The organism is Shewanella sp. 0m-6, from assembly GCF_052977325.1.
The window spans coordinates 49,720-76,681 of sequence record NZ_JBRIMD010000019.1 but is presented as its reverse complement, the minus strand read 5'-3'; the positions used below and the strand labels follow the sequence as shown (position 1 = coordinate 76,681).

The 26,962-nt window shown below is 44.2% G+C and carries 17 protein-coding genes; 12 read left to right on the top strand and 5 right to left on the bottom strand.

Going from position 1 to position 26,962, the window contains the following annotated elements; all coding sequences use genetic code 11:
* The first annotated feature begins 30 nt into the window (after window positions 1-30).
* On the top strand, window positions 31-885 hold the full coding sequence (folD, locus tag ACVBJC_RS14640) for a bifunctional methylenetetrahydrofolate dehydrogenase/methenyltetrahydrofolate cyclohydrolase FolD (RefSeq protein ID WP_447161591.1): 855 nt from the start codon (window positions 31-33) through the stop codon (window positions 883-885).
* A 257-nt stretch (window positions 886-1,142) separates the two neighbouring features.
* Here the strand turns inward: folD and cysS are convergent, their stop codons facing one another.
* Window positions 1,143-2,522, bottom strand: a complete 1,380-nt coding sequence (gene cysS, locus ACVBJC_RS14635) for a cysteine--tRNA ligase (RefSeq protein WP_447161590.1) — start codon at window positions 2,520-2,522, stop codon at window positions 1,143-1,145.
* A 308-nt stretch (window positions 2,523-2,830) separates the two neighbouring features.
* Here cysS and ACVBJC_RS14630 point away from each other — a divergent pair, with 308 nt between their 5' ends.
* On the top strand, window positions 2,831-3,325 hold the full coding sequence (locus ACVBJC_RS14630; RefSeq protein WP_447161589.1) for a peptidylprolyl isomerase: 495 nt from the start codon (window positions 2,831-2,833) through the stop codon (window positions 3,323-3,325).
* 10 nt (window positions 3,326-3,335) lie between these two features.
* Window positions 3,336-4,052, top strand: a complete 717-nt coding sequence (locus ACVBJC_RS14625; RefSeq protein ID WP_447161588.1) for a UDP-2,3-diacylglucosamine diphosphatase — start codon at window positions 3,336-3,338, stop codon at window positions 4,050-4,052.
* 59 nt (window positions 4,053-4,111) lie between these two features.
* Here ACVBJC_RS14625 and miaE read toward each other — a convergent pair whose 3' ends face one another.
* The gene (gene miaE, locus ACVBJC_RS14620) at window positions 4,112-4,894 is read right to left on the bottom strand and encodes a tRNA isopentenyl-2-thiomethyl-A-37 hydroxylase MiaE (RefSeq protein WP_447161599.1); all 783 of its coding nucleotides are present in this window, start codon (window positions 4,892-4,894) and stop codon (window positions 4,112-4,114) included.
* Window positions 4,895-5,112: 218 nt separating this feature from the next.
* Here miaE and ACVBJC_RS14615 point away from each other — a divergent pair, with 218 nt between their 5' ends.
* Entirely contained in the window at window positions 5,113-5,709 is a 597-nt protein-coding gene (locus tag ACVBJC_RS14615; protein WP_447161587.1) for a Yip1 family protein, read from the top strand.
* Window positions 5,710-5,858: 149 nt separating this feature from the next.
* Here ACVBJC_RS14615 and glnS read toward each other — a convergent pair whose 3' ends face one another.
* From glnS to ACVBJC_RS14600, 3 genes are all read right to left on the bottom strand, one after another.
* Window positions 5,859-7,529 (bottom strand): glutamine--tRNA ligase, encoded by a 1,671-nt coding sequence (gene glnS, locus ACVBJC_RS14610; protein WP_447161586.1) that lies wholly within the window; start codon window positions 7,527-7,529, stop codon window positions 5,859-5,861.
* 172 nt (window positions 7,530-7,701) lie between these two features.
* A complete protein-coding gene (gene feoB, locus ACVBJC_RS14605) occupies window positions 7,702-9,996 on the bottom strand; it encodes a Fe(2+) transporter permease subunit FeoB (protein ID WP_447161585.1) in 2,295 nt (764 codons plus the stop codon).
* On the bottom strand, window positions 9,989-10,228 hold the full coding sequence (locus tag ACVBJC_RS14600; protein WP_012155917.1) for a FeoA family protein: 240 nt from the start codon (window positions 10,226-10,228) through the stop codon (window positions 9,989-9,991). Before ACVBJC_RS14600 ends, feoB begins: the two co-directional genes overlap by 8 nt.
* 446 nt (window positions 10,229-10,674) lie before the next feature.
* On the opposite strand from ACVBJC_RS14600, the gene ACVBJC_RS14595 reads away from it, so the two are divergent.
* The 8 genes from ACVBJC_RS14595 (at window position 10,675) to ACVBJC_RS14560 (ending at window position 26,949) form a co-directional block, all read left to right on the top strand.
* Window positions 10,675-11,634: a DmsE family decaheme c-type cytochrome gene (locus ACVBJC_RS14595; protein WP_447161584.1), complete on the top strand. Its 960-nt coding sequence runs from the start codon at window positions 10,675-10,677 to the stop codon at window positions 11,632-11,634.
* A 15-nt stretch (window positions 11,635-11,649) separates the two neighbouring features.
* The gene (locus ACVBJC_RS14590; RefSeq protein ID WP_447161583.1) at window positions 11,650-13,770 is read left to right on the top strand and encodes an MtrB/PioB family decaheme-associated outer membrane protein; all 2,121 of its coding nucleotides are present in this window, start codon (window positions 11,650-11,652) and stop codon (window positions 13,768-13,770) included.
* Window positions 13,771-13,804: 34 nt separating this feature from the next.
* Window positions 13,805-15,733: an OmcA/MtrC family decaheme c-type cytochrome gene (locus ACVBJC_RS14585; protein ID WP_447161582.1), complete on the top strand. Its 1,929-nt coding sequence runs from the start codon at window positions 13,805-13,807 to the stop codon at window positions 15,731-15,733.
* 82 nt (window positions 15,734-15,815) lie between these two features.
* Window positions 15,816-17,975 carry an OmcA/MtrC family decaheme c-type cytochrome gene (locus ACVBJC_RS14580; protein WP_447161581.1) on the top strand — a complete coding sequence of 720 codons (2,160 nt, stop codon included), beginning with the start codon at window positions 15,816-15,818 and terminating at the stop codon, window positions 17,973-17,975.
* Window positions 17,976-18,502: 527 nt separating this feature from the next.
* Window positions 18,503-20,839, top strand: a complete 2,337-nt coding sequence (locus tag ACVBJC_RS14575) for an OmcA/MtrC family decaheme c-type cytochrome (protein WP_447161580.1) — start codon at window positions 18,503-18,505, stop codon at window positions 20,837-20,839.
* A 456-nt stretch (window positions 20,840-21,295) separates the two neighbouring features.
* Window positions 21,296-23,479 (top strand): OmcA/MtrC family decaheme c-type cytochrome, encoded by a 2,184-nt coding sequence (locus ACVBJC_RS14570; RefSeq protein ID WP_447170566.1) that lies wholly within the window; start codon window positions 21,296-21,298, stop codon window positions 23,477-23,479.
* Between the two features lie 355 nt (window positions 23,480-23,834).
* On the top strand, window positions 23,835-25,835 hold the full coding sequence (locus tag ACVBJC_RS14565; protein WP_447161578.1) for an OmcA/MtrC family decaheme c-type cytochrome: 2,001 nt from the start codon (window positions 23,835-23,837) through the stop codon (window positions 25,833-25,835).
* A gap of 127 nt (window positions 25,836-25,962) precedes the next feature.
* Complete coding sequence (locus tag ACVBJC_RS14560) at window positions 25,963-26,949, top strand: DmsE family decaheme c-type cytochrome (protein WP_447161577.1); 987 nt, start codon at window positions 25,963-25,965, stop codon at window positions 26,947-26,949.
* Window positions 26,950-26,962 lie beyond the last annotated feature (13 nt).

Sequence of the window (26,962 nt, the reverse complement as noted above, 5' to 3'; positions counted from 1 at the left end):
TATCGCGTCGTATAAAGGACACCAACCCCAATGACAGCCCAAAACATCGATGGTAAAGCGATTGCGCAAACCATTCGAACACAGCTCAAAGATAAAGTCACCGCCCGTAAAGAGGCTGGTCAAAGAGCCCCAGGTTTAGCCGTAATTCTTGTTGGAGCAGATCCTGCATCGCAAGTTTATGTCGGCAGCAAGCGCAGAGCCTGTGAAGAAGTCGGTTTTATATCTCGTTCTTACGATCTAGACTGCAGCACATCAGAAGACGCCTTATTGTCACTCATTGATGAATGTAACGACGATCCAAGCATAGATGGGATCTTAGTTCAGCTACCTCTTCCAGAGCATATCGAAGAATCGAAAGTTATTGAGCGTATTCGCCCAGACAAAGATGTAGATGGCTTCCACCCCTATAACGTTGGCCGTTTAGCTCAGCGGATCCCAGTACTTCGCTCATGCACTCCCATGGGGATAATGACACTGATCCAATCGACAGGTATTGATACCTTTGGTTTAGATGCTGTTGTCGTCGGCGCATCTAACATCGTTGGCCGCCCAATGTCACTGGAGCTGCTATTAGCAGGCTGCACGACCACAACATGCCATCGTTTTACCCGTAACCTTGAAGATAAAGTAAGACAAGCCGATTTAGTCATTGTAGCAGTGGGTAAACCTGGGTTTATTCCTGGCGATTGGATAAAGCCCGGCGCAATCGTTATCGATGTAGGTATTAACCGTTTGGAAAGCGGTCAGCTTGTAGGTGACGTACAGTTTGATGAAGCTGCCGAGCGTGCAAGTTTTATCACGCCAGTACCTGGCGGTGTAGGTCCGATGACGATCGCAAGCCTACTTGAAAACACGCTATATGCTTGCGAGCAGTATCACGATTAACAGAAGGTTCTAGGTTTAAAACAAGGTCCTAGGAAAAGCAGCTAACAGCCAAGACGGAAAAGCTATTTCCATGATATTCCATCTATCCATGTGTGGTGGTATAAATATTCCAGACCTAGTTACTCAAAAAAGAGATACCACACCTTTCCATCCATGGGGTGTGGCATAAGTGTTCCAGACCTAGTTACTCAAAAAGAAAAGCCTGCATTAAGCAGGCTTTTTTGATGTCTTACATCAGAGCAATCAGTGGTTAAGAATTACTTCTTACGCCAGGTGGTGCCTTCTGGACCATCTTCTAAAATCACACCTAATGCATTAAGCCCGTCACGTGCAACATCGGCTGCAGGCCAGTCTTTTTCTGCACGAGCACGGTTACGCTCAACAATTAAGGCTTCAATTTCTGCCACTTCGTCATCAGTCCCCTCTCCTTTAAAGAAGGTATCAACATCTTGACCTAAAATGCCTAGTACATCCGCCAGCTCTTTAAGTGCGACACCTAATGCTGAGGCTTTTGCCATGTCAGTTGCTTTTAAACGATTGATCTCACGCACCATATCAAACAATACCGAATAAGCTTCAGGCGTATTAAAATCATCATCCATCGCCGACTTAAACTTGTTAACGAAGTCTTCAGCAGGTGCGGCTTCAACCGTTAGGTCTAAATCTTTAAGTGCAGTATAAATGCGCTCTAATGCTGATTTAGCTTGCTTAAGGTTATCTTCTGAGTAGTTTAGCTGGCTGCGATAATGACCAGATAACAAGAAGTAACGAACCGTTGCAGCGTCGTAGTGACCCAGCACATCACGGATAGTGAAGAAGTTATTCAAAGACTTTGACATCTTCTCTTTATCTACCATCACCATACCAGTATGCATCCAATAGTTTACATATGGCGTATCATGAGCACAGCAAGACTGAGCGATTTCATTTTCATGATGTGGGAACTGAAGATCGCTACCGCCGCCATGGATGTCGAAATGGATCCCTAAATGCTTGCTATTCATTGCTGAACATTCGATATGCCAACCTGGACGACCAGGTCCCCATGGAGAATCCCAAGTCGGCTCGCCTGGTTTTGACATTTTCCACAATACGAAATCCATTGGATCGCGCTTAGTGTCTTCAATCTCGACACGAGCACCCGCTTGCAGTTGCTCAAGGTTCTGCCCAGATAAACGACCATATTCAGGGAATGATGACACGCTAAATAGCACATCCCCACTTGAAGCAACATAGGCGTGATCACGTTCTATGAGTCTTTCGACCATATCGATGATTTCAGGTATATGCTGTGTGGCACGAGGTTCATTATCTGGACGAGCCATGTTCAAGGCATCAAAATCTTTATGCATTTCAGCAATTAGACGCTCAGTTAACGAATCACAACTTTCATGATTTTCATTCGCGCGCTTAATAATTTTGTCATCAACGTCGGTAATATTACGTTGAAAATTAACGTCATATCCGCTGTATCTTAGGTATCTAACAATCATGTCGAAAGATACAAATGTACGCCCATGGCCAATATGACATAAATCATAGATGGTCACCCCACACACATACATGCCAACCTTTCCTGGCTGTATTGGCACAAACTGCTCTTTTTGGCGGGTAAGACTATTGTAAAGCTTCAACATTGATTATTCTCTTCAACGGCTATATTTAGAAATTAGTTGTTCAGTCTACCACTGCAAAAGTCGCTGTTCCAAGCTGTTTTCGTACACCAAGCCCGCAAAATTGAGCAGATATACCGCAACTAAGCAAGTTTGCGATCTTATCCCGATGATTCACAAGCGTTACAACAATGCTGTGGTGCACTTTCGATTCCAATATCGCATAAATGGTGCTTAATTTAATTAGCCAAACACACAATGCTTTATGGTTTTACGCAATTACGTTAGAATCCAACCATTATTACAGCGTGTTAAATGACGAGAGTTTAAATATGATCACACTTCATACAAACCATGGCGAAATCAAAATAGCTTTGAATACTGAAAAAGCGCCGAATACTGCCGCTAATTTCTTAAACTATGCTAAAGAAGGTTTCTACGATGGCACTGTTTTTCACCGTGTAATCGACGGTTTCATGGTCCAAGGTGGCGGTTTTACTGAAGATATGGGCCAAAAACGCCCTAACGAAACAATCGCAAACGAAGCAAATAACGGTTTATCGAACAAAATCGGTACTATCGCAATGGCTCGTACTTCTGATCCACACTCAGCAACTGCACAGTTTTTCATCAACGTTGGCGACAACACTTTCCTAGACTTTAAGTCTGAGTCAGCTCAAGGCTGGGGTTATTGTGTATTTGGTGAAGTAGTTGAAGGCATGGATGTTGTTAACAAGATTAAAGCCGTTAGCACTGGTAACCGTGGCATGCATCAAGATGTTCCTCTTGAAGCTGTTATCATCGAAAAAGTAACCATCGAAGAGTAACATTGCCTCGATGCGAACTCTATTTGTGGGCGATTTGCACCTAAGTGCCGATCGCCCCGATATCACCCAAGCTTTTCTTACGTTTCTCGATACTCAACTTCACGACACTGATGCATTATACATCCTTGGTGATCTCTTCGAAGTATGGGTTGGTGACGACATCGCTGAACCTTTTGCTAACCAACTTGCTGATGCAATAAAACAAGCCTCAAAAAAACTGCCTATTTACTTTATTCATGGCAATCGGGATTTCCTAATTGGCAATGCATTTGCTACACGTAGCGGTATGACACTGTTACCTGAAGTCTATACTTTAGATTTATATGGGGTAGCTACAGTGATTTTGCATGGCGATAGCCTCTGTACCTTAGATAAACCTTACCAGCGTTTTAGAAAATTTCGAAATATGAGCTGGGCCAAGTGGCTTTATGCGCATTTACCGCAATCTAAACGACTTGGTATTGCCAGTAAACTACGAGTAAAAAGTCAGAGCAGTAATCAACAAAAAAGTTATAGCATTATGGATGTTGAACCTGAGGCTGTGCTTGAGCTACTCGATGAGACGAAAACCAAGCAGATGATCCACGGTCATACTCATAGACCCGCAATTCATCAACTTAACAATGGTAAACGCCGTATTGTTGTTGGGGATTGGTATGATCAAGGCAGCATGCTAAGTGTTAGTAAAGACTGTGTTGAACTGATAGAACTTCCTTTCGGCAAGTAGTTTACTGCTTGCCTCTTTAGGATTCCCCTTTAATGACAGCCTAAGTAAAGACAAGCAATTTAATTGCTTGTCACTGTTGCCAGCGGCGCCCCGCTATGGAACTTAAAATCTTCATCATCAGATAAAATAAGCTCCGCTTCTACTGCGGCAAAATGGGCTACTCTATCACTGATATCGTTAGCTGAAATAGCCTGCGCCAATGTCAGGTAATCTTGATAATGACGGGCTTCAGAGCGCAGCAAGGAATTATAAAACTTCTTTAGCTCTTCATCTAAATGCGGTGCCAACTTAGCAAAACGCTCACAAGAACGTGCCTCAATAAATGCACCAATAATTAATTTATCGACAAGCTTGGCAGGATCATGAGTTCTAACCTCTTTCATCATGCCTTTGGCATAACGCCCCGCGCGAATGTTCTGGTATTCAATACCTCGACTATGCATGATGCCCAGTACCTGCTCAAAGTGATGAAACTCTTCTTTGATCAAGCGTACCATCTTATTGATTAAATCCCTGCCGTGTTCGAAATCATCACGAGCGATAAGCTCTGCTGAAAACTCATTTTTTTTACTGTCTTTGGCCAAAAAAGATTCTGTATTTCTGCCCTTATCATAAACAAATTCTTCATAGGGTTTTACCCAGTCAAGCAGCACTTGGCCACTTTGTTTATCTACGGCATATTTACGGACTAAAAACAGAGCCGTCTGCGCAGCCTTTAGCTCACAGTTACAATGATCGATTAATAGTCCTGTTAATTGCTCAGGCTTCTTTGCCTCTTCAACCCAACTATCTGGCGTTTCGCATTTTAAAAAATTGTAAATTGGCGCTAATAGCTGCTGCATGGCTAAGTTCATCCTGGTCCCATCTCGACCTTGTCAATAGGACACTATTTTATCAGCAATTTTCAGCAGAGTCCTAGCTTAACACCTATGATTAATTTGACAGGCTTGACTCTTAGCAGATTTTGTTCAATAAATAACCTTAGAGCTGTAACAAGTTCGTCTGCAGTTTGGCGAGCCAATTTAATATAAAAGTTAAATGCTAAACGAGGATAATTATAATGATATTGAATCACTTAATGGGGCTATACACTCATCCAAAGGAAGAGTGGCACACTATTGAAAAAAACCACGAAGCACTGCGCAGTAGCTTAAGCCATATCGTCATTGTTGCGCTTATTCCAGCTATCTGTTCTTTTATCGGCACATCTCAAATTGGTTGGGACTTAGGCGTTGGTGACCGTCAGTTCCTAACTGCGCAAAGTGCTATGATCATGTCTACTGGAATGTATTTTGGCCTAATCGCCGGAGTGTTTGCCCTCGCCTACCTCGCTTTTTGGATGGCAAAAACCTTCGATGCAAAACCGAGTTATACCCAAGCACTAGAGCTTGCAGCCTATACTGCTACACCGCTGTTTATGGTGGGCTTAGCGGCGCTTTATCCTACACTGTGGTTTATCATGGTTGTCGGGCTTGCAGGCCTTGCCTACTCGGTTTACCTGCTTTATACCGGTGTACCGATTATTATGAATATCCCAGAGGAAAAAGGCTTTATTTACGCAAGCTCTGTTGTGACTGCTGGCTTAGTCTTGCTGGTCGGGCTAATGGCTTCGAGCGTCATTCTTTGGAGTGTCGGTTTTGGCCCTATGTATCAATAAACTCACTTTGACTACTTTCAACTCTTTATATTGATAGGTATTCATACCAATCAATATCACAAAGTAAGCCAGCGAACTCCAAAACACAAGCAACAAAAAAGCCGACATTATGTCGGCTTTTTTAGTGTTAATAAGTACTTAGATAAGGCTTACTCGAAAGAGTCTCTTAGTGGCACGGTTAAGTTAAACACTAACGCGTCCTCTGTAGAATCTTTACTGTCTGCGCAGAAGTAACCTTCACGCTCAAACTGATAAGCTTTTTCAGCTTCTGCAGTGATAAGGCTAGCTTCTACTAAACCATGCTTAGTTGTTAACGAGTGCGGGTTTAGCACTTCGTCAACAGACTCAGCAGCAGCTGGATTAGGGTCGCTGAACAATCTTTCATATAAGCGGAACTCTGCTGGTTTTGCAGTCGTTGCTTCAACCCAGTGAATAACGCCTTTAACTTTACGACCATCACTTGGGTTTTTACCCAACGTTTCATCGTCATAAGTACAGAAGATCGTAGTGATATTACCATCAGCATCTTTTTCACAACGCTCAGCTTTAATCACATAAGCATTACGCAAACGTACTTCTTTGCCTTGGACTAAACGCTTGTACTTCTTGTTTGCTTCTTCGCGGAAATCATCTGCATCGATAAATAGTTCACGGCCAAAAGATAGCTCGCGCTTACCCATCTCTTCCTTGCTAGGATGATTTGCTGCGTTAATGATCTCAACCTGACCTTCTGGGTAGTTTTCGATAACCACTTTCACCGGGTTAATCACTGCCATTGCACGAGGAGCGAACTCGTTAAGCTCTTCACGAATACACGCATCAAGCATTGCAACTTCGACCATGTTGTCTTGCTTAGTAACACCAATACGCTTACAGAATTCACGAATAGACGCAGCGGTATAGCCACGGCGGCGGTAACCCGCAATCGTAGGCATACGCGCATCGTCCCAACCTGTTACTAGGTTGCGTACCACTAAGTCATTAAGCTTACGCTTTGACATTAATGTGTATTCAAGATTCAATCTTGAAAACTCGTACTGACGTGTTCTGTTTGGCGCTTGGAAGTCATCTAATTGATCTAGCACCCAATCATACAGTCTACGGTTATCTTGGAATTCTAACGTACACAATGAGTGGGTAATGTTTTCAATCGCATCAGAAATACAGTGAGTAAAGTCGTACATTGGGTAAATGCACCACTTATCGCCCGTCTGATGATGATGAGCAAAACGAATACGGTAGATGATTGGATCACGCATACACATAAATGGTGATGCCATATCAATCTTAGCTCGAAGCGAACACTCGCCTTCTTTGAACTCACCTAAACGCATTTTTTCAAATAACGCCAAGTTCTCTTCAACTGAGGTATCGCGGTATGGGCTGTTCTTACCAGGCTCTTTAAGCGTACCGCGATATTCGCGAGTCTCTTCACCATTTAAGAAGCACACATAAGCTAAGCCTTTAGTGATTAATTCAACCGCGTACTGATGTAATTGGTCAAAATAGTTTGATGAATAACGAATATCACCATCCCACTGAAAACCGAGCCACTGCACATCAGCCTGAATAGAATTAACGTAATCGATATCTTCTTTTTCAGGGTTGGTATCATCAAAACGTAAGTTACATTGACCTTTATAGTCTTGTGCAATACCAAAGTTTAGGCAGATAGACTTAGCGTGGCCGATATGAAGAAAGCCGTTTGGCTCTGGTGGAAAACGAGTTTGAACACTCGTGTGCTTACCAGTAGCGAGATCTTCATCTATGATGTTACGTATGAAGTTACTAGGACGTACTTCAGTGTCCACATGACTCATGGAATTCCTCTTTGCGAACGATGATTAAAGACTAAAAATGCATAATCCTACAGATCTTGTAAAGGATCAACGACTGAGGTTTAAAAACCTCTCTAATGGCTATTTTTATAGCGCAAAAAGCAGCGAATCATCGCTGCTTTTTATTATTTGATCACAGTATACGCTATTCGCGTTATTCAGTAATCACTTTAATGCCAGGGATAATGGTCTGTGTTTTCTTACCCTTTTTCTTTAGCCAGAGATAGAAGACAACTAAAGCTATTACGAAAAATCCTATCCATAAGCTTGATTGCAATGGGTGTTGTGCAAACGTTGCGCCTTGATAGAATACGGTAGCAACACCATAAGCTAAAGCAAATGTCCAAAGCCCTGCAAATCTTGCCCAACGGCTACCAAACTCGTTCACCAATGCGCCCATAGCTGCTACGCAAGGTGTATATAACAAGATAAACAATAAGTAAGCAAATGCAGCAGTGACCCCAGCGAAACCAGCCTGCAGTGCGCCAAAGGTCGACGTATCCACTTCAAGCTCTTCAGATGCAGCCTCTACCGATGACACATCCCCCACTGAAATCGATAACGGATCATCAGGGGCAATACCAAATAAATTCTCAGGGATTGTTGCTAGCGCTTCACTAAACGTGTCGCTTATTGGCGCTAAAGCTTCATCACCCGCACCGGCATCTGAATAAAGGCTATTTAGAGTACCTACTACGGCTTCTTTTGCAAAAATCCCCGTAATAATACCTACTGTTGCTGGCCAGTTATCTTGCTCAACGCCCATAGGGGCAAATAACGGGGTTACTTTTTGGCTCACTACACTCAATACTGACTCTGAACTATCTTCATGACCAAATGAGCCATCAGTACCGATTGCATTAACAAAGTTAAGCAGAGTCACTACAATCACAATCGTTTTACCCGCGCCCATGATAAAGCTCTTGGTACGCTTACCCGTTCGCGCCATGACGGTCTTGAACTTTGGTTTCTCGTAGCTAGGTAGCTCCATAACCACTGCGCTGCTAGAACCTGGAAGTAAGGTTGAGCGAAGTAATAATCCAGTACCGATAGCAGCAAAGATACCAATAATATAGAGCAAGAAAACTAAATTCTGACCCGATTCAGGGAAAAAGGCTGCTGCAAATAATGCGTAAACAGGTAGTCTTGCGCCACAAGACATAAATGGCGCCATCATACCAGTAACGATACGCTCACGCTCACTGCCTAGGGTACGGGTTGCCATAATCGCAGGTACCGAACAACCAAAACCAACAATCATAGGCACAAATGCACGTCCAGGAAGGCCAATACGGCGCATTAAACCATCAACAACAAATGCCGCACGCGCCATATAGCCAGAACCTTCAAGCACTGACAGCGCTAGAAATAACGCTGCAATGACCGGAATAAAGGTCGCAACAGTTTGAATACCTTGACCCACACCACCAGCGATAATGGTGACCAACCAGGCCGGAGAACCTAGGCTAGACATGAATGCGCCTAAATGATCAACAAAAAGCGCACCTGCTGTAATATCGAAGAAATCAATAAATGAGCTGCCCACGTTGATACTGAACATGAACATTAAGTACATAACAAATAAGAAAACAGGAATACCTGCTACAGGGTGCAGTACAATTTTATCTAACTTATCGGTGAATGTTTCACGATTATCGCTATCTACTGAGCCGGTAAATACACGCTCAACGAAATCAAATCGCGTTGTCGCAACCATGATCTCAATGTCTTTCCCTTGGCTAGATAATGCCTGAGAGTATTGCTCTACTTCACTCGCCATTTGACTGTTTTTACACTTACCACAGCCTAATCCATTAGCCAGCATAGCCAGAGCACGACCGCGACTTAATGAGTCATCTTGAGCCAATAAATTGGTCACGCCCGCTTCAATTTCTGCGTCGTAATTAAGCACTAATGGCGCTTCAGAAACCTTACCGTCGAGTAAAGCAACAAATTGCAGCTTTATCTTTTCAATATCTTTTTCTTCACGAGAACACACTGCGACGACAGGGCAACCTAACTCTTCGCTCATTTTAGCGACGTCAATCTTAATACCACGTTCGAGCGCCGCATCAATCTTGTTCAGCACAACGACCAACGGAATGCCTAGCTCACGAAGCTGTACCGTTAGGTATAAATGGCGTTCAATATTAGTTGCATCAACAAGGTTGATAATGCCATCAATAGATTGTTCAGCTAGGTATTGCTGTGCAATCTGCTCATCTAACGAGCAATCACAACTATTACCCGCTGGAAGCAGATCGTAAATACCGGGTAAGTCAGTTAAGAAGACATCGGTGCCTTGCAGTGCAAACTGGCCAGTTTTTTTCTCAACCGTCACACCCGACCAATTACCCACTTGCTGGTTAGAACCCGTTAATGCATTAAACAGTGTGGATTTTCCCGCATTAGGATTACCAACAGTTACGCAGTTAAATTGTTTAGCCATTCGCTTTTTCAACCTCAATAATATCTGCTAAATCGCGACGCATACATAATTTACTGCCACGGATATCTAACTCTACGCCCGAGCCCATCGGCGCTCTGCGGATCAAGGAGAATCGAGTATTTGGGGTGATCCCCATCGAAAGGAGTTTGCGTTTAACTACCGCGGGCAAATCTATCTGGCCCACTTGAGAAATTCTGGCTACATCGCCTGGATTCAATTCACTTAACTTCATTGTGCATTCCACCTATTTACAGGCCTCGACTCTCTTTGAAATTAATGCTGATTCTAAAGCAGACAAAAGAGTAATAACTTTACCTAGATCAACATTTCGGACTGTAAACGATAATAATTTTCAATTGTGTTCTCCATTATGTGACAAATATCTCAACTAATAAATGCCTACGCCGAGATAAATTTTCCTGCCGAACCACCACACTAATTAAGAATGGTTATTATTTAATAAATATCAGTTCATTGATTCAACAAACGGCAAGTGTGATCGGCGTCACACTTATCGACTTAGTTCTATATAAATCAGTTTATCCAGTAAATTAAACACACATTTTTGTTATGGGATTGTAATAAACTCACCCTATAATTAAACATTAGTAATTTACATAATTACTAATTTTAAATTATCAAAAAATAATCGCTTTAAAGGCGAATGGGAATGAGATGATGAACAAGAACACTGGATGGTTCTCTAGCGCCTTGGTGCGTCTGCTGTTAATAACCTTAGTGGCATTAAGTACAAGCGTTTACTCCGCTCCGTGGGACGACCAAGATCCACAAGAAGTAGAAGCTATACTCGACAAAAAGTTTGCTGAAGGGAAATACTCCCCAAAAGGCGCTGACTCCTGCTTGATGTGTCATCGGAAAAATGAAACTGTCATGGCGCTATTTGACGGTGTCCACGGCAGCAGTGTTCAAGGATCACCAATGGCCGATCTTCAATGCGAAGCGTGCCATGGTCCCCAAGGTAAACATAATCGTGGTGGTAAAGAGCCCATGATTACCTTCGGTTCAAATTCTCCCGTCCCAGCTGAAAAGCAAAATAGTGTTTGTCAGAGTTGCCATAACAATGACAACTTCATGGCTTGGCAAGGCAATCATCATGACAATGCCGATGTGAGCTGCGCCGACTGTCACTTAGTCCATACAGGGCAAGACCCAATTGCACAGCGAAGCACGGAAGTGGCTGTGTGTACCAGTTGCCATACTCAGCAAAAAGCAGACATGAATAAACGCTCATCGCATCCATTAAAATGGCAACAAATGGTATGTACAGATTGCCATAACCCTCACGGAAGCTTAGCTGACGCCAATCTAAAGCAGATGAGCGTCAATGAAAATTGTTACTCGTGTCATGCAGAAAAACGTGGACCCAAACTTTGGGAGCACGCCCCGGTTACTGATGACTGTGCGACTTGCCACAATCCTCACGGCAGTGTCAATGAAGCCATGTTAACCACAAAACCTCCCATGCTTTGCCAGCAGTGTCACGCATCGGTAGGTCACACATCGAATGCCGTCTTTGGTGGTCAGCCTAACGCGTTTAACGCTGGGCAAAGCTGTATGAACTGCCATTCACAAGTTCATGGTTCAAATCACCCGTCTGGCAAATTACTGCAGCGCTAACAAGGAGTGGCCGTTATGTTTGGAATAAACAAAAATATCAACACGCCGCAGCAACTATCAATACTAGCGCTGGCCATCAGTGCCAGTATTTCCCCTGTGTTTGCAGACGGCTATGGCTTAAAGAATGTCAATAGAGACCAAGCAAACACCGCTGAGTGGGAGTGCAAACGCTGTAACGTTGAATCTGGCTTTAAAGGCAGCGTCGGCGTAGGAGCTGCTTATAATGATGCGTCAGATATTCACTTTGGCAATACGACCGGTACAGATAAAGATGGTGCAGTAGCTCATCTAGAAGCAGACTTAACTAACAAATCCGAGTCTGGCTACCAAACTTCTTTTGTTGCTGACAAGCTGGGTTACGACACTGGCAGTGCTCGCTTAGAAACTGGACGTCCAGGGCAATATAAGCTGGCATTCGGTTATCGAGGTTTTGCCCTATACGACACAAATTATGCCCTAAGCCCCTATACCAATAGCGGTGACGATCTATTGTTGCCAGCAAACTGGCAAGCGGGCGCAGTTACCTCACAAATGCCTAACTTACTCGAGGATGTCACTGACGTTGAATTAAAAATCCAACGAGAACGTTTTTTGGTCGATGCGCAATACAAAAGCTCATTTTATCAAGCTGACATCAATTACCGACATGATAAGCGAGAAGGAAAACGGACTTTCTCTGGAAACTTTCTCACCAATAGTGCAATGCTCGCACAACCAATCGATGACAGCACTGGTGAGCTAGGTGCAAAAATTTACTTTAATGGTAACGGCTGGCTCGTTGGCCTTGACTCAAGCTTTAGTCAATATAAAAACGACCATAACGCTCTCAATTGGCAAAATGCTTTTACGCCTACATTTGGTGCCGCCTACGCAGGCCAAAGTGCTGTTTCACCCGATAATAAAGCCTATCGTATTGGCGCCAATGCGCAACTTGGCGGCAACGGGCATCAAATACTGATGCATTTAGGTGTTGCAAGCTTTACCCAAGACGAAGCTTTCTTGCCTGCGACAATCAATGGACCAAGCCCCGCCTTGCCAACAACCAGCCTCGACGGCAAAGTTGATACCACAGATATGAAGCTCAAATACACAGGTCGTGTCATGCGCGGGCTAAGTATCAGGGCGAGCTATGACTATTCCGATAGAGACAACAAAACGGCACTTAACCCCTACCCTCAAGTCATAACCGACAGTTATTATGCCGGTAACGCAATCAACCCTGAGTACGATAGAACCAAGCAACAAGCGAAGGTAGGTGCAAAATATCGCTTTACTCGGACTATCTATCTTGATGCAGGCTATCAATATGATCATAACGACTATAGTGATTTAGACAGGGACTCATTGCAACAAAACGGACTGTTTGCTCGAGTGAGCTATCAAATTACACCGTCTTGGAGCACCTGGTTAAAAGCTGACTTTAGTGACCGTACAGGTAGTACTTATAAAGCAGTCACTACCACTGGTAGCCCAAGTAACCCATACCTTAGAAAATCCTATTTAGCCGATAGAGAGCGCCAAGAGTACCAGCTGAGTGTGAACTATAGCTCAGAGTCCAACCTCTCTGCGAGTGCAAACCTTAATGTCACCAGTGACGACTACGACGATACATTAGTTGGCTTAACAAAGGTCAATACTCAAGGTTATGACGTCTCTGCTAATTATCTATTAAGCGACGATATCATCATCAATGCCTTCCTCAATCAAGATTGGCGTGATAGCGATCAAGCCGGTAGTAGCAATTTTGGCCTGCCAAATTGGTACGTCAATACAGACGAGGAGTCTACCTTAGTCGGCGCAGGTCTCGACTACCTTCAGCTATTAGATAAGAAGCTCGATTTAGGGGTCGCTTACACCTACTCCGATGGTCAAAGTGATACTGAGATAACCCAAGGTCTCACTTCTCCCTACGGTGACTATTTTGCAAAGAAACATAACATCAATGCCTTTGCCAAGTATCAGCTTGGCGAGCAAATGGCGTTACGTTTTGATTGGATATTTGAAAACTATAAAGATTCTGATTGGCTAAACCAGGGGTTAACGGTCGATTCAATTCCCAACGTCTTAACGTTCGGCGACCTTAGCCACAATTATAGTGCTCACTATGTTGGCCTAACGTTCAGTTACCAACTATAGCCATGTCAATTAAAAGGAATTCAAGGACATCAATATGAAACGAGTCACTCAATCACTACTAGCTAAAAGTATTCCTCTAACGCTAATTGCCATGTTAACGGCTTGCGGTGGCGACGATGGTTCCCCGGGTAACCCAGGAGAACCAGGAGGGCCACCTGCAAGTGAAATTAACAGCCTGGATATCACTGTAAATGAAGTGCTATTCGACTCAGGTGTAGCAACGGTTAACTATCGCATCACCAATGAAAGCGACGAACCGGTAGTGGGTGTTCCCTCTGCTACGTATATTGCCGCTCAGCTATTACCAATGGGCTATACCAATGCCGGTAATGCCAGCCAATGGCAATATATCACGTCGCAATCTTGCCCTGGTTCTAAATGCCTTGGAGAGTTTGTCGACCATAAAAACGGAAAATACAGCTATACCTTTGATTATGTGAGCGATCGCGATAACGGCTTTTCATTCATCCCCGGAGCAACCCAAAGGATGGTTATCAAAGTGGGCGGTGATTCACTGAGTGATGGCACGAGTTTACCTATCACCAACCAATATTTAGACTGGCAAAATCAGGGCAGTGAGCCTGCATATACCCGAGATATTCTCGTCATGCAGAGCTGTAACACCTGTCATGATGATTTGTCATTCCACGGGCCCGCGGGTAAAGGAAGTTATAACGAGATACAAGCTTGTGTCACCTGTCATAACACTGACAGAGTCAGCAATCCTAGTAATGTATTTGCTCCTATGGTCCACACTAAGCACTTAGCTGGATTTCCAGTGTCTCTGGCTGACTGTCAAACCTGTCACGCTCCCGATGAGTCGCTCGCCCAAAACATGAATTGGACTCGCGTACCGACAATGGAAGCTTGCGGTAGCTGCCATACCAATATCGATTTTCCAGCAGGTCAAGGTCATCCAACTCAGGTCGATAATAGCAACTGTGTTGCGTGTCATAACTCAGACTGGACGATGAATGCACATAGCCAAGCGAATACTGACGCAGTGCTTGGGCAGTTTAAGGCCGAAGTGGTCAGCGCTGAGCTCGTTGGCGATGCCGTTAACTTCTCGATAAGACTATCGAACCCAGCAACGAATGAGGTTTATGCAGACAGTGCCGATAAGCTTAACTTTATAAATGATCTACGTGTTTATGCCAACTGGGGCATTAGTGTGGATTATACGACTCGCAGCGCTAAATCGATAAAGCTGCAAGACGCACAGCCTATCTCTGGCAGCAACGGCATTTACCATTACCAAATTGCTGGGCTCACCTTAAGCGCCGATCCAGCAACAGATAAAGGCACACTCGCCCTTCAAGGTAAGTTATGTAGCGATGCAACTATGTTAGCGAGTTGTGACAATACCGACTCAACCACCACGATAAAGTCTAGCCATCAATTCTTTAGCGCCACTACCATTACAGAGGTCGGTCGAAGAGTCATCGTCACCAACCAAACATGTGGCAGTTGTCATGGCGATCAACAGTTGAACTATCACGGCTCTCGCAACGATCTTGAAGGCCAGTGCCAAGTTTGCCATAACCGTAATATGCAAGCTGACGCAGGCTCTGATAATCCTGGTGCATCAACGGCCGATTATAAGCATCTTGCTCATACTCTGCACGCAGGCTCCAGGGAAAGTTACCCTGACATCAACTACCCAGGCAATATTGGCAATTGTGCTCAATGCCATACAACTGATGAAGCCGGCACATTAACAGCCGCCCTGCCTCTAAACACAGCCGTGCAACCTTTGGCCTTTAATAACGGAACCTTTACCAGTGCAACATCTGCCATTTGTAGTGATTGCCATTTAAGTGAAACGGCCAAATCACATATGACTCAACAAGGTGGTGTATTTAATGGTACCGAAGCTGACGCTATGGCGGGCACTGAAAGCTGCGCCACATGTCACGGTCAAGGGGCTGCGTTCGATGTCTTAAAGGTTCACCCAATACAGTAAGCGCAGAGGCCTAGAACTGAGGTTTTAGGCCCTGTTCTTTAAATAAACAGTTTGTGATGTAAAACAATTAGCGACATAAAGAATGGAACGCATAATTATGGATAACAAAATTCGACACTTAAAACTGAGTTTACTTGCACTCACCGCTTCAGCGCTGCTTTTTGGTTGTAGCGATGGTAATGACGGAGCCGACGGAAAAGATGGTGTAGTTGGAGTCAATATCGATTCAGCCACTAGCGTCCAGGCGCAATTTTCAGAAGCGACTGTCACTGATGGTACCGTAACAGTGAACTTCAACCTAGAAAACGCTAACGGCGTAGCTGTGCTGGGTCTAGATAAAGACTATGACTTACGCTTTGGTATTGCACAGCTTGCCAAAGTAACTGAAACCATTGATGAGGTCGAGTACGACAGAGGTTATCAATGGCAGGCTTATATTAATGCACTGAAAGAGCCTGGCACTCCACCTGCTGACACGAGCGACCTAAATCCATCGCCGCAATATCAAGCCAACGTTGAAGCTGCCAAGAACTGTGAAGATTGTCTGGTCGATAATGGTGATGGTAGTTACAGCTACACCTTTCAACAAAATATTGCCAACGTTACTGAACCACTCGCAATCACCTACGGTGAAGATAATACCCATAGAGCAACAATGGAGTTAAAACTTCCCCAAGCAACGGCAAACGCACACTACGATTGGCAACCCTCAACAGGTGCTACGACAGACATTCAAACGCGTAATGTCGTGACAATTGAAACCTGTTATACCTGTCATCAGCCAGAGAGTCTTGAGCTTCACGGTGGCCGACGTATTGCACTAGCCAATTGTGCTAGCTGCCATACATCTACCTCTGGCGACCCAGAAAGTGGTAATAGTGTTGACTTTACCTACATGATCCACGCAATTCATAAAGGCGAAGATAGAGAAACCAGCACACCCGACGGTATGGTACCAGCGCCATACAAAATTGTTGGTTACGGTGGTAGCGTACACGATTACGGTAAAGTTATGTTCCCGCAAAAGCCTGCTGCAAACTGTGCCTCTTGCCACGTTGAAGGCGAAGGCGCACCAGCAAATGCAGACTTGTTTAAAGCTGACTTAAGTAACACAGCTTGTATTAGTTGTCATACAGAGAAGCCATCTCAAAACCATAGCAGTACCAATTGCGTAGCTTGTCATAACTCAACCGACACTTACCCGGGTACAGGTAGTGCAGAAAAACGTCACGGCGATGTATTAAAGGCATACGTTGACGCCAAAGCCATGGGAGTCATGTTCAGTAATGTCGGCCTTGACGGTAATGGTAAACTCACATTTGACGTTCAAATTCAAGATAGCAATGGCGCTGCAATTGGTTCTGAGTTTATCGAAACAGGCACCCGTGTAGTTGTAGCCTGGGACACTAATAAAGACTTCCCTGCTTATGCCACTGCACCATATAGCCTGCGTCGATTCAAGCTATCAGACGGCACCTATGATGCGGCAACGAAAACCTTCACGATTGTGGGTAGCACATTTGATATGCCAGCAGATGCTGATGGAAAGACCTTTGAGCTTTGGTCAGCAATCGAGGTCTGCTTCAATAATGGTGGCTACGGTGTAGCAGAAATCGTTATGACAGAGTGCTCCGACAAAACTCGCTCGGTAGCGGTTAAAGAAGCGCCTTATCAATTTGTGTGGTCCGGCACAGGAGTCGATGACACTATGCAGGCAGCTATGCGCCGCTCGATTATTGACGCCGCAAAATGTCAAAGCTGTCACAACCAGGAAAATTACCATTACAACAATGGGTATAACTGTCAGACCTGTCATACATCTGACAAGACAACTAAAACCGATAGCACTTACCCTGGTGGTAAGAAAGCAACTAGTTATGCATTTAAAGCACACGAAGCTGATGGACATTACCTAAAATATGCTGGTGTCCAATCTGGTACTGTGCTGAAAACTGACTGCTCAACCTGCCACACCTCTGATGGTATTCAATTAGGTCGAGCTAGCGATCGAGTATGGCGCTACGGTGATACAACAACTGGCGCTGATATATGGGTTTCATCTGATGCGGGCGCTTGCCTAAGCTGTCACCAGAAGTACCTAAGTGACTCTGGTGCAAATCATATCGTTGCGAACGGTGGTATTTTAGATGGTATGAGCGCAGATGATGTGAGAACTCGAGCTTCAGAGGCCTGTTCTACCTGTCATAATCCAGCGCAGTTAATGCAGATCCATGGTAACTAATTGTGGATATGATTAACACTCGCTAAAGTAAAACTAAAAAGAGGCTACGGCCTCTTTTTTATGGCCCTCTCACCGCTTCGACAAACATTAAGTTCAACAGCAAGCTGATTGATTTAACATTACCACTAACAAGGCTCAACTCAACACAAACATCAAACGCTAACTGAATAACATTCAACCCCTACAATGTAAAAGTTTGGTTAAACCTCAAAGCTCATCCATGGCGGCATGTTTGATTCAAATCAATTTCCTATACAAATTAACCTAATTGCTTAAGCCTAACTTAAGCTTTAACCGCTCAAAATTAACACTGGTTTAAAGCTGGCCTTAGACACGATATAACTATATGTAAATAATGGGTATTAACATAATTTAACACCCTATTGTTCAGCAGATGACTCAGTTCACATTTAATCCCCTCACCTCAAAGTCAGCGACCTCTTTTGAGTAAGATCATGTTGAGGAAGATCCTCATGCTTAAAGAGGTACAAACCTCACAGCAGATATAACCTATGCAGGGAATAAAAATGATGATGAATCGGTATAAACTTACAAGCGCTGTAAAATCAGCCATCGGCATCGGAGCGTTTGCAATTGCTCTGATCGGTTGTGGCAGCGACGGCAAAGATGGCGAAGACGGTAATAATGGCAATATCGGCATCGATATCCAACAAGCGACTAGCCTCAAAGCCAATATCTTACATGCAACAATCACTGAAGGTGTTGTTGCCGTAGACTTTGAACTGCTAACGGCTAATGGCGTTGCGGTATCAGGCTTAGAGTCATTCGATGACATTAACGCCTTAGGCTTTGGTATCGCAAAGCTTGATGCATTGCAAAAACGCGACCGTCCGTTGCCAGGCTTTGGCAGCCCTGAGCCGGAAGCGACGCCGATGAAAGGAGAGAAATCATCACAGTGGGTTAGCTATATTAATAGCATCAAAATCCCTGGTAGTATCGCCGATGGTCAAGCGTTACCAGAAGGATGGGATAAACATCAAGGCCCACAAATTCAAGCGAATATTGAAACTAGCTGTAAGACGGCCTGCATCGAAGTACTCGCTCACGGTGAATATCGCTACACCTTTTCTAAAGCGCTCAACCAATACGAGCAAATTGAAGGCTTAGATACCGAGTTTAAAAGTGAGTTAACTCACCGCATCACGCTAGAACTAAAGCCGACCAATGTAGTCAGTAACGCAACCTTAATTAACACCCATTACGATTTCATTCCAGCTCTTGATCGCGAAGCCGAAGCGGATGAAACCCGTAACTTGGTAGATCTACAAGAATCATGCATTCGCTGCCACAATGACAACTACGAGCACGCATGGGCACCTAAGCTATCAATGCATGGTGGTAAGCGCATTGAAATCGAGAACTGCGCCGTCTGCCATACCACCTATTCAGGTGATCCAGAAACTGGCGCGACTATCGATATGGGCTCTATGCTGCACCAGATCCACAAAGGTCAATACTTTATGATTGGTTATGGCGGAAAAGCGCACGACTACAGTGAAGTCACCTTCCCAGCAGATGCTAAAGCGTGTCAATCTTGTCATATCGAAGGCGAAAACGCGCCAGCTCAAGCGGAGCAGTTTCACTTCCATAGACAGGAAGCCTGTCTAAGTTGTCACGAAAAATTCGCAGCGCCTGAATGGGATGGTACAGCCCGTGGTCTATTCCACTCTGAGCAGTTCCCACAATACGTTGAACGTGATTGCGCAGCTTGTCATGCCGATGACAGTAACCCTATGGGCGCGGCGAAGTTCCATTTAAGAAGTGAGTTGGAACGCGCAATAGTTAAACAAGACTTTAATTTCGAAGTCACTAATAGCGCAATATCGTTTGATGATGCAACTGACGCAACCTTGTCATTTACCGTCACATTTGATACTGCACTTGAGTCATCGCCTAGCGAGTTGTCGTTCTTTAAAGACCTAAACGTAATTGCAGCAGGCTCGACAGAAACTGATTTCAATAACTATGACAGAAGCCATAAAAATAGAAAGTCGTGGAATGTTGCTTCGTCTGCATTAATTGAAAGTGGCACCGTTTCTGTTAAAACTGAAGATAACAAGTCATACGACTATGCCATCAACAGTGTAAATGCTGCTGATTTTGGTACTCAAAACTCAGGTAGCCTATTAGTCGGCGCGCGTTTATGTACGAACCCAGATAGTGAAGAGGTATTAGCCTGTGACGATGAAGGTGTTATATTCACCACCATCAATGCTGACTCAACAACATTTGGTATAATTCAAGATAGTCGCCGCGTTGTATCTTCCGATAACGCTTGTCAGGGTTGTCATGATAATAGCTTAGACATTACTAAACATCATCCAGCAAAATCTAGCTCATGTGTAGCATGTCATTCGCCAGAGGCGACCGTATTGAATAATGGATCATTTACTGATGGCTCTTGCGCTTCATGCCACACAGCAGAATTAACCCAACGTCATAATGGCCGTGAGCTTAACAACGCTTTTGACTATAAAGTCTTAATTCATACGCTTCACGCAAACAAGCGTGACTTACGTCAAGGCAGTGAACAGATCACCTTTACCAAGCATTATGGTGATTGTGCTTCTTGCCATGATAAAGGGCAATTAGCAATGAGCGATACCGCAACGTTACCAGCGGTTATGGCAAAGCTTGACGGAGAAAATGTTGAGTACTCTCCAATTGCAGCTGCTTGTGGCTCATGCCACACAAAAGAAAGCTTCGGTGCTCACGTAGAATCTAACGGTGGCGTATTTGGTACCCCACGTGGTACTTATGACGGCACAGAAAGCTGTGCAACTTGTCACGCTGAAGGTAAATCTTTCGGGGTAGACAAAGTACATCCAACTAACTACAAATAGTCTTTAGCGTCCCCGTGATTAACGGGATAGCAGACTTAACTCCACAGCAAAGCGAGAAGTTTATCTTCTCGCTTTTTTTTATGTCTAAGAAGCAATCAACCACGAGCATATTATCGCCACTATGTATCGGTAGCATAACGAAAAAACATCCAAGCAAAGAGGTGAAAACTTAAGCGCCAACCAACCAACATTTATGCAACAAACGGAGTTCTATTTGCGAGCAATTCTTAAGCGATAATTAAATTAGTCCTAAAAACACTCTTTTCTGACTACCTCTAAAGAAATAGTCAGATCTCAATCACATAAAGGGGTTAAAACACCTGCTAATTGCTTCCCGCTTAGTTAGCCTTAGAAATGGAAATAAAATTCCACACATTAATTACGGGTTAAAGAGAGTCATTCTCATACAACTAATGTAATTGGTGATGAATAAAACTATTGCAGGGACAAAAAATGATGAAAAAATTTAATCTAAGCGCTGCTTCAAAAGCATTGCTTACAGCCGGATTGCTATCACTAGCAATGACAGGTTGTAGCGGTGATGATGGTAAGAACGGTGAAGATGGTAAGCCAGGTCCAGTTGGCTCTCCTATTGGTGAAGTATCACAAGTTAAAGCTGATATCACTTCAGCAAGTGTGAGTGAAGATGGCTTCTTAACAGTAAACTTCAATCTAGCTGATGCTAATGGCGCAGCTGTATTTGGTTTACAACAAAACGATATCGGTGCAGTTTCATTTGGCCGCATGGGCAATGAAGACGAAGTTGGCACGACGGATATCGAAGGCTCTCCAAGAGAAGTCTGGTTAAGCTACTTCAACAAAGACAAAGGTGAAGGCCATTACACGGGTTCTTCATACTTCCAAGGTAAAAACTGTGAAGATTGTCTAACAGACAATGGCGACGGTAGCTACACACTAGTATTAAACAAAGCCGTTGATACTTTAGATAAATATGCTTATGACGCAGAAGCAACTAACGGCCTTTATTTAGGCGTTAAATCAGCAAACGATGCTGGTTCAACACTCGTTGATAATAGCTTCTTCTATTGGCAGCCGAGTTCTGATACAGCTCAAGAACAACCAAAAGCTGTTATTGCAAATGAAACATGTCAATCTTGTCACCGTCCAGGTCAAGATGGCGCATTAGCGATGCACGGCGGCAAGCACGTTACTCTTGAATCTTGTACTTTCTGTCATGCTGATTACAACAGCTACATGAAGCAAGACAAAGATGAAGATGGCAATGCTGTTGGCGAAGCATATCAATTCGATGGTTCAATTAAGGGAATGGCTCACGAAATTCACAGCCACTCTTACTACAACGGTATCTACCCACAATCTGCATCTAACTGCTTAACTTGTCACCAGCCTGACGAGAACCTAGCAATGGCGGATGCTTGGAAAGGTGATATCGATACAGCTACTTGTATGAACTGTCACAACAGCCCATACGCAGTACCAAGCTGGCACTGGGACAGCGAGAATAACCAAATCGCTGATAGCAAAAAGAACTGTGTAAGCTGCCACAATGATCCTGATGGATACCGTGGTGCTGAGCGCGGTCACTATGCTCAAAATGACAACGCACAAGCTGCAGTGACTAAAGTCACCTTTAACAGCATGAGCTATGATGCAGCCTCTAAGACTGTTGTTGCTAACATGACTGTCACTAACGGTGACACCACAGTTACGCTTGCACAGATCGATCCTAGCCCTTATAAATACGGTGGATACACTAGTGCTATCGTATTTAACGGTGTAGTAGATGATGACTTCGTTGTTAACTACCAAAAAGTTGGCTACGACAAATTTGCGGCCGGTGCAGAAGGCTCTATCAACGTAACCTTTACCGATGCTGACTATAAAGTTGCTGAAGTAATGGAAACTGCAAACGTTAAAGCCGCATTTAGCAGTCAATTACATGTTTGTTTTGACGGTAAAGGCGCTGTAGCTAACTGTGAAAAGGCTGAAGATGGTTCAATCTCTAACTCTGGCCCATATGCAGTATCTGACACTTTCTACTTTGCAGTAGATGGCGCAAAAGTTGAAGAATCTCCACGTGTACAACATGCTGCAATGACAGACTGTCAGCAATGTCACACGACTGACATCAAGCACCGTTTCAGCAACGATATGGATGGCTGTGCAACTTGTCACAACGGTACTCGTGATAGAAAGACATCAAGCTCTAACTTAGCTTATATCGTTCACAGCAAGCACTACTTGTATGACAGCGGTGGAAAGATGTTCTTCAAGAAGGCTGAGTGTCAAGCATGTCACGGTGAAGATGGTTTCTCGCTAAGCAAGATCAAAGGCGATGCCGCACCAGTTGCATTTGGTAAAGTTCAAACTGGCGTTGATGCAGAGAACAAGCCTGTTTATAGTGACGAGCAGCTTGTTGTTTCTCCACAAACAGCGGCTTGTGTAAGTTGTCACCAAGCACCATATGCATTGGATAGTTCAGCTGCTTCTCACATCCAATCTATGGGCGGCATCTTAGTTCAGGAAGGCGCTTCTCTAAGCACTCTGGGTATTCCAGCTTCTGAGTACGAAAAACTTGATGTACAAGAGACTTGCTCTACTTGTCATAAAGATGCGGCGATACTAGATGCTCACTCAAACTGGGGCAGCAGCCACTAGTGAGTAACACTCATAATTAACGCTTAGTATAACAAAAGGGAGGCATAGCCTCCCTTTTTAATGGGAACAATTATCAACACCCATTAAAAACTTTATTACATTTATCACTCACATAAGCTTAATAATTTCAACTTTTAACCTCTCTAACCTCTCCCCTGCATACCTCTTTAGAAATAGACAGATCTAGGTCACATCTTGGCACCTGTTATGCAGATTTTAGCCCTACATTACGTTAGCCTTTCCTTGGGGAATCTTATTTCCAGCATTGACTTAAAACGGAAATTAAAAAATTACAGTCGGCCTCACTAAATCGAGCCACACGTTTAAGACAGTGCCAAACCTATGCAGGGAAAAAATGATGAATACTAATAAATCTAAAATTGCGCTGCTTCTCGCAGCAGGTGCTGTCTCTATGGCCCTTACCGGCTGTGGTGGCGACGATGGCAACGACGGTAATCCTGGTAACCCAGGTGGCCCCGCTGCCGATGTAATCAATGTACTTAATCTAAAAGTGACCGATGTCACTTATGCCGATGGCGTTCCGACAATCAATGTGTTTGCGACAAACGAAGAAGACCTACCTGTTGTAGGTTTAACTGCGCTTGAAGTGAAAAAAGTGGTACAACTTATTCCACAGGGTGCTACTGGTGCGGGTAATAGTGCAGAGTGGCAATACATTGGCTCACAAAAAGAATTTGAAGATCAAAAGAATGGTAACTATAGCTTTACCATTCCTGTTGAAGGCTACAACTCTGAGCTAACTCAACGCTATAACGTCATTGCAAGTGCTTCAACCCTAGCTGACGGTACGACTACAGTACCTCGCACTGAGCTGTCACAAGACTTCTCAGGCGAAGGCTACGAAGCGACATACACTAAAGATGTTGTTGCGACTGCAAGCTGTAACTCATGCCACGCTGAAGGTAAGAAAATTTACCACGGCTATACCACTTCAGAAACCTGTGCTGCTTGTCATACACAAGAGATGGCTGATGAAAAAGGCAAACCTCAAGTTGCTTACAATCACTTAATCCATAACGTACACAACAATGCCAAGATGTACGGCAGAAACATGGACAAGAGTGCCGATAAAGCCAACGCAATCGTGCAAGATAACTGTACGACTTGTCACGTAGCACCAGAAGAAGGCAGCGACGAGTTAAGCGAATGGGGTAACTGGTCACGCGTTCCAACCATGGAAACCTGTACTAGCTGTCACGTTAACATTGACTTTAAGGCTGGCCAAGGTCACTCACAGCAAGCTGACAACTCAAACTGTATCGCGTGTCATAACGCAAGCTGGACAGAAGAGTTGCATACTGAAGGTTTTGCACAAAAGAAAGCTTTCATCGAGCAGTATGGAATGGAAGCAAGTTTGTCTGCAGTAAAAACTGACTCAGGTAGTGATACAACTCTAAGTGTTACGATTACCGATGCCTCAGGTACTGCAATTGATGCCGCAACGATTGTTGCGAATATCGAGCAGCTAGAAACCATCACTAACGTTGGCCCTAACTACCCAATCATGGGTTACAACAGCAATCCTATCAATGGCGAGCATAAAGTTCTTATCAACTTAGCCAAAGACGGCGCAGTAACATCTGATACTCAAATCGTTGACGGTAAGTTCGTTACCGTTATAGCTGATCTACCATATGGTGAAGGCGATACTGACACGGCGTTTAGCTTAATTGGTCTATCTCTTTGTAACGACGGTACAACGGCCGTTAAGTGTGAAGAAGATGTATCACGTACCAGTATGAAAGCGGCGATGGCACATGGCACCTTATCTGGTGAAGCACCAAGCGTGCGTCATACCGATTCAGTTAACTTTAAAGCGTGTGAAAGCTGTCATGGCACTGAATGGGAACTTCATAAAGAGTACCATGCAGGCTTTGTTATGACAGAACAGCTAGGTCGTGAAGTTAATGGTGAAATGGTTGTTGGCGTAGATGGTTGTGCTACATGTCACACACCAGATGGTACTTATGCAAGCGGTGCAAATATGGGCGCATTAGAGCTAAAACTTCATAAAGTTCATAGCTCTGGTGATTATGCTGCTATTGCAGGCATGACTTGTGATCAGTGTCATAACGACCTAAATCTTGATGCCTTCAAGAAAAAAGGCGCATTAGCAACTGCAGGCGGTGCTTATACAACACCTATCGCAGCCACCTGTATGTCATGTCATACCTATAGCGAAGAGTCTCTAAACAAGTTTACCGCTCACGTTGAAGGTCAAGGCGCTATTGTTAACAGCTTTAACAAACAAGCGGTTAATGACGCTGCGCAGCTGGAAACGTGTTTCTTCTGCCACGCGCCTACTCCAGGCGATCACACTGCGGTAAAGATGTAATTTGCGCAACACTCAATGACTCTCGTTGTTAACGACTTAGTTAACGCTTGAGTCCAAGAGTTTTGAAAAAAGGGGGAGGCCTCTCCCCCACTTTCTCTTCAAAATTGTGCAAGTTTAGGAAGCTATTATGAAGATCAATAAAAAATTAAAAACCCTACTGCCAGCCTTGATGGCGACGGCTGTACTGTCACTTGGTTTTGCTCAGACGGCGACTGCGTCAAAGTGGGATGCTAAGATGACACCAGATGAAGTTGAAGCCACACTGGATCAGAAATTCGCCGAAGGTAAGTACTCACCAAAAGGTGCTGACTCTTGCCTTATGTGCCACAAAAAATCTGAAAAAGTGATGGACCTATTTAAGGGTGTTCACGGCTCAGTTGATTCAAGCAAGAGCCCTATGGCTGGCCTTCAATGTGAAGCGTGTCACGGCCCAATGGGTAAACATAACCGCGGCGGTAACGAGCCAATGATCGCTTTTGGTCCTGATTCAACACTGAGCGCTGAGAAGCAAAACAGTGTTTGTATGAGCTGTCATAAAGACGACAAGCGTATGGATTGGAATGGTGGACACCACGACAATGCAGACGTTGCTTGTGCTTCTTGTCACTCGGTACACACAGCCAAAGACCCTGTTCTTTCTAAGAACACTGAAATGGAAGTGTGTACTAGCTGTCATACTCAGCAAAAAGCGGACATGAACAAGCGTTCAAGCCATCCAATGAAGTGGGCGCAAATGGTGTGTAGCGATTGTCATAACCCACACGGCACCATGAGTGATTCAGATTTAGTTAAGCCTAATGTTAACGAAACCTGTTATTCATGCCATGCAGAGAAACGCGGCCCAAAACTGTGGGAGCATGCACCCGTTACTGAAGACTGCGTGACATGCCACAACCCACACGGCAGCGTTAACGAAGGCATGCTAAAGACTCGTGCTCCACAGCTTTGTCAACAGTGCCACTCATCGGCACATAGCGGTCAAGCGCTATTTGGCAACACTGAACAAGGTTCAACTGTTGGCGGTAACGCAATGACTGGTGGACGTAGTTGTTTGAACTGTCATAACCAGATCCATGGTTCTAACCATCCATCTGGCCAACTATTCCAGCGCTAACGGAGACGAGAAG

Bases quoted from the DNA above. Each gene is read 5' to 3' on its own strand.
- folD (WP_447161591.1), top strand. From the start codon at position 31: ATGACAGCCCAAAACATCGATGGTAAAGCGATTGCGCAAACCATTCGA.
- cysS (WP_447161590.1), bottom strand. From the start codon at position 2,522: ATGTTGAAGCTTTACAATAGTCTTACCCGCCAAAAAGAGCAGTTTGTG.
- ACVBJC_RS14630 (WP_447161589.1), top strand. From the start codon at position 2,831: ATGATCACACTTCATACAAACCATGGCGAAATCAAAATAGCTTTGAAT.
- ACVBJC_RS14625 (WP_447161588.1), top strand. From the start codon at position 3,336: ATGCGAACTCTATTTGTGGGCGATTTGCACCTAAGTGCCGATCGCCCC.
- miaE (WP_447161599.1), bottom strand. From the start codon at position 4,894: ATGCAGCAGCTATTAGCGCCAATTTACAATTTTTTAAAATGCGAAACG.
- ACVBJC_RS14615 (WP_447161587.1), top strand. From the start codon at position 5,113: ATGATATTGAATCACTTAATGGGGCTATACACTCATCCAAAGGAAGAG.
- glnS (WP_447161586.1), bottom strand. From the start codon at position 7,529: ATGAGTCATGTGGACACTGAAGTACGTCCTAGTAACTTCATACGTAAC.
- feoB (WP_447161585.1), bottom strand. From the start codon at position 9,996: ATGGCTAAACAATTTAACTGCGTAACTGTTGGTAATCCTAATGCGGGA.
- ACVBJC_RS14600 (WP_012155917.1), bottom strand. From the start codon at position 10,228: ATGAAGTTAAGTGAATTGAATCCAGGCGATGTAGCCAGAATTTCTCAA.
- ACVBJC_RS14595 (WP_447161584.1), top strand. From the start codon at position 10,675: ATGAACAAGAACACTGGATGGTTCTCTAGCGCCTTGGTGCGTCTGCTG.
- ACVBJC_RS14590 (WP_447161583.1), top strand. From the start codon at position 11,650: ATGTTTGGAATAAACAAAAATATCAACACGCCGCAGCAACTATCAATA.
- ACVBJC_RS14585 (WP_447161582.1), top strand. From the start codon at position 13,805: ATGAAACGAGTCACTCAATCACTACTAGCTAAAAGTATTCCTCTAACG.
- ACVBJC_RS14580 (WP_447161581.1), top strand. From the start codon at position 15,816: ATGGAACGCATAATTATGGATAACAAAATTCGACACTTAAAACTGAGT.
- ACVBJC_RS14575 (WP_447161580.1), top strand. From the start codon at position 18,503: ATGATGATGAATCGGTATAAACTTACAAGCGCTGTAAAATCAGCCATC.
- ACVBJC_RS14570 (WP_447170566.1), top strand. From the start codon at position 21,296: ATGAAAAAATTTAATCTAAGCGCTGCTTCAAAAGCATTGCTTACAGCC.
- ACVBJC_RS14565 (WP_447161578.1), top strand. From the start codon at position 23,835: ATGATGAATACTAATAAATCTAAAATTGCGCTGCTTCTCGCAGCAGGT.
- ACVBJC_RS14560 (WP_447161577.1), top strand. From the start codon at position 25,963: ATGAAGATCAATAAAAAATTAAAAACCCTACTGCCAGCCTTGATGGCG.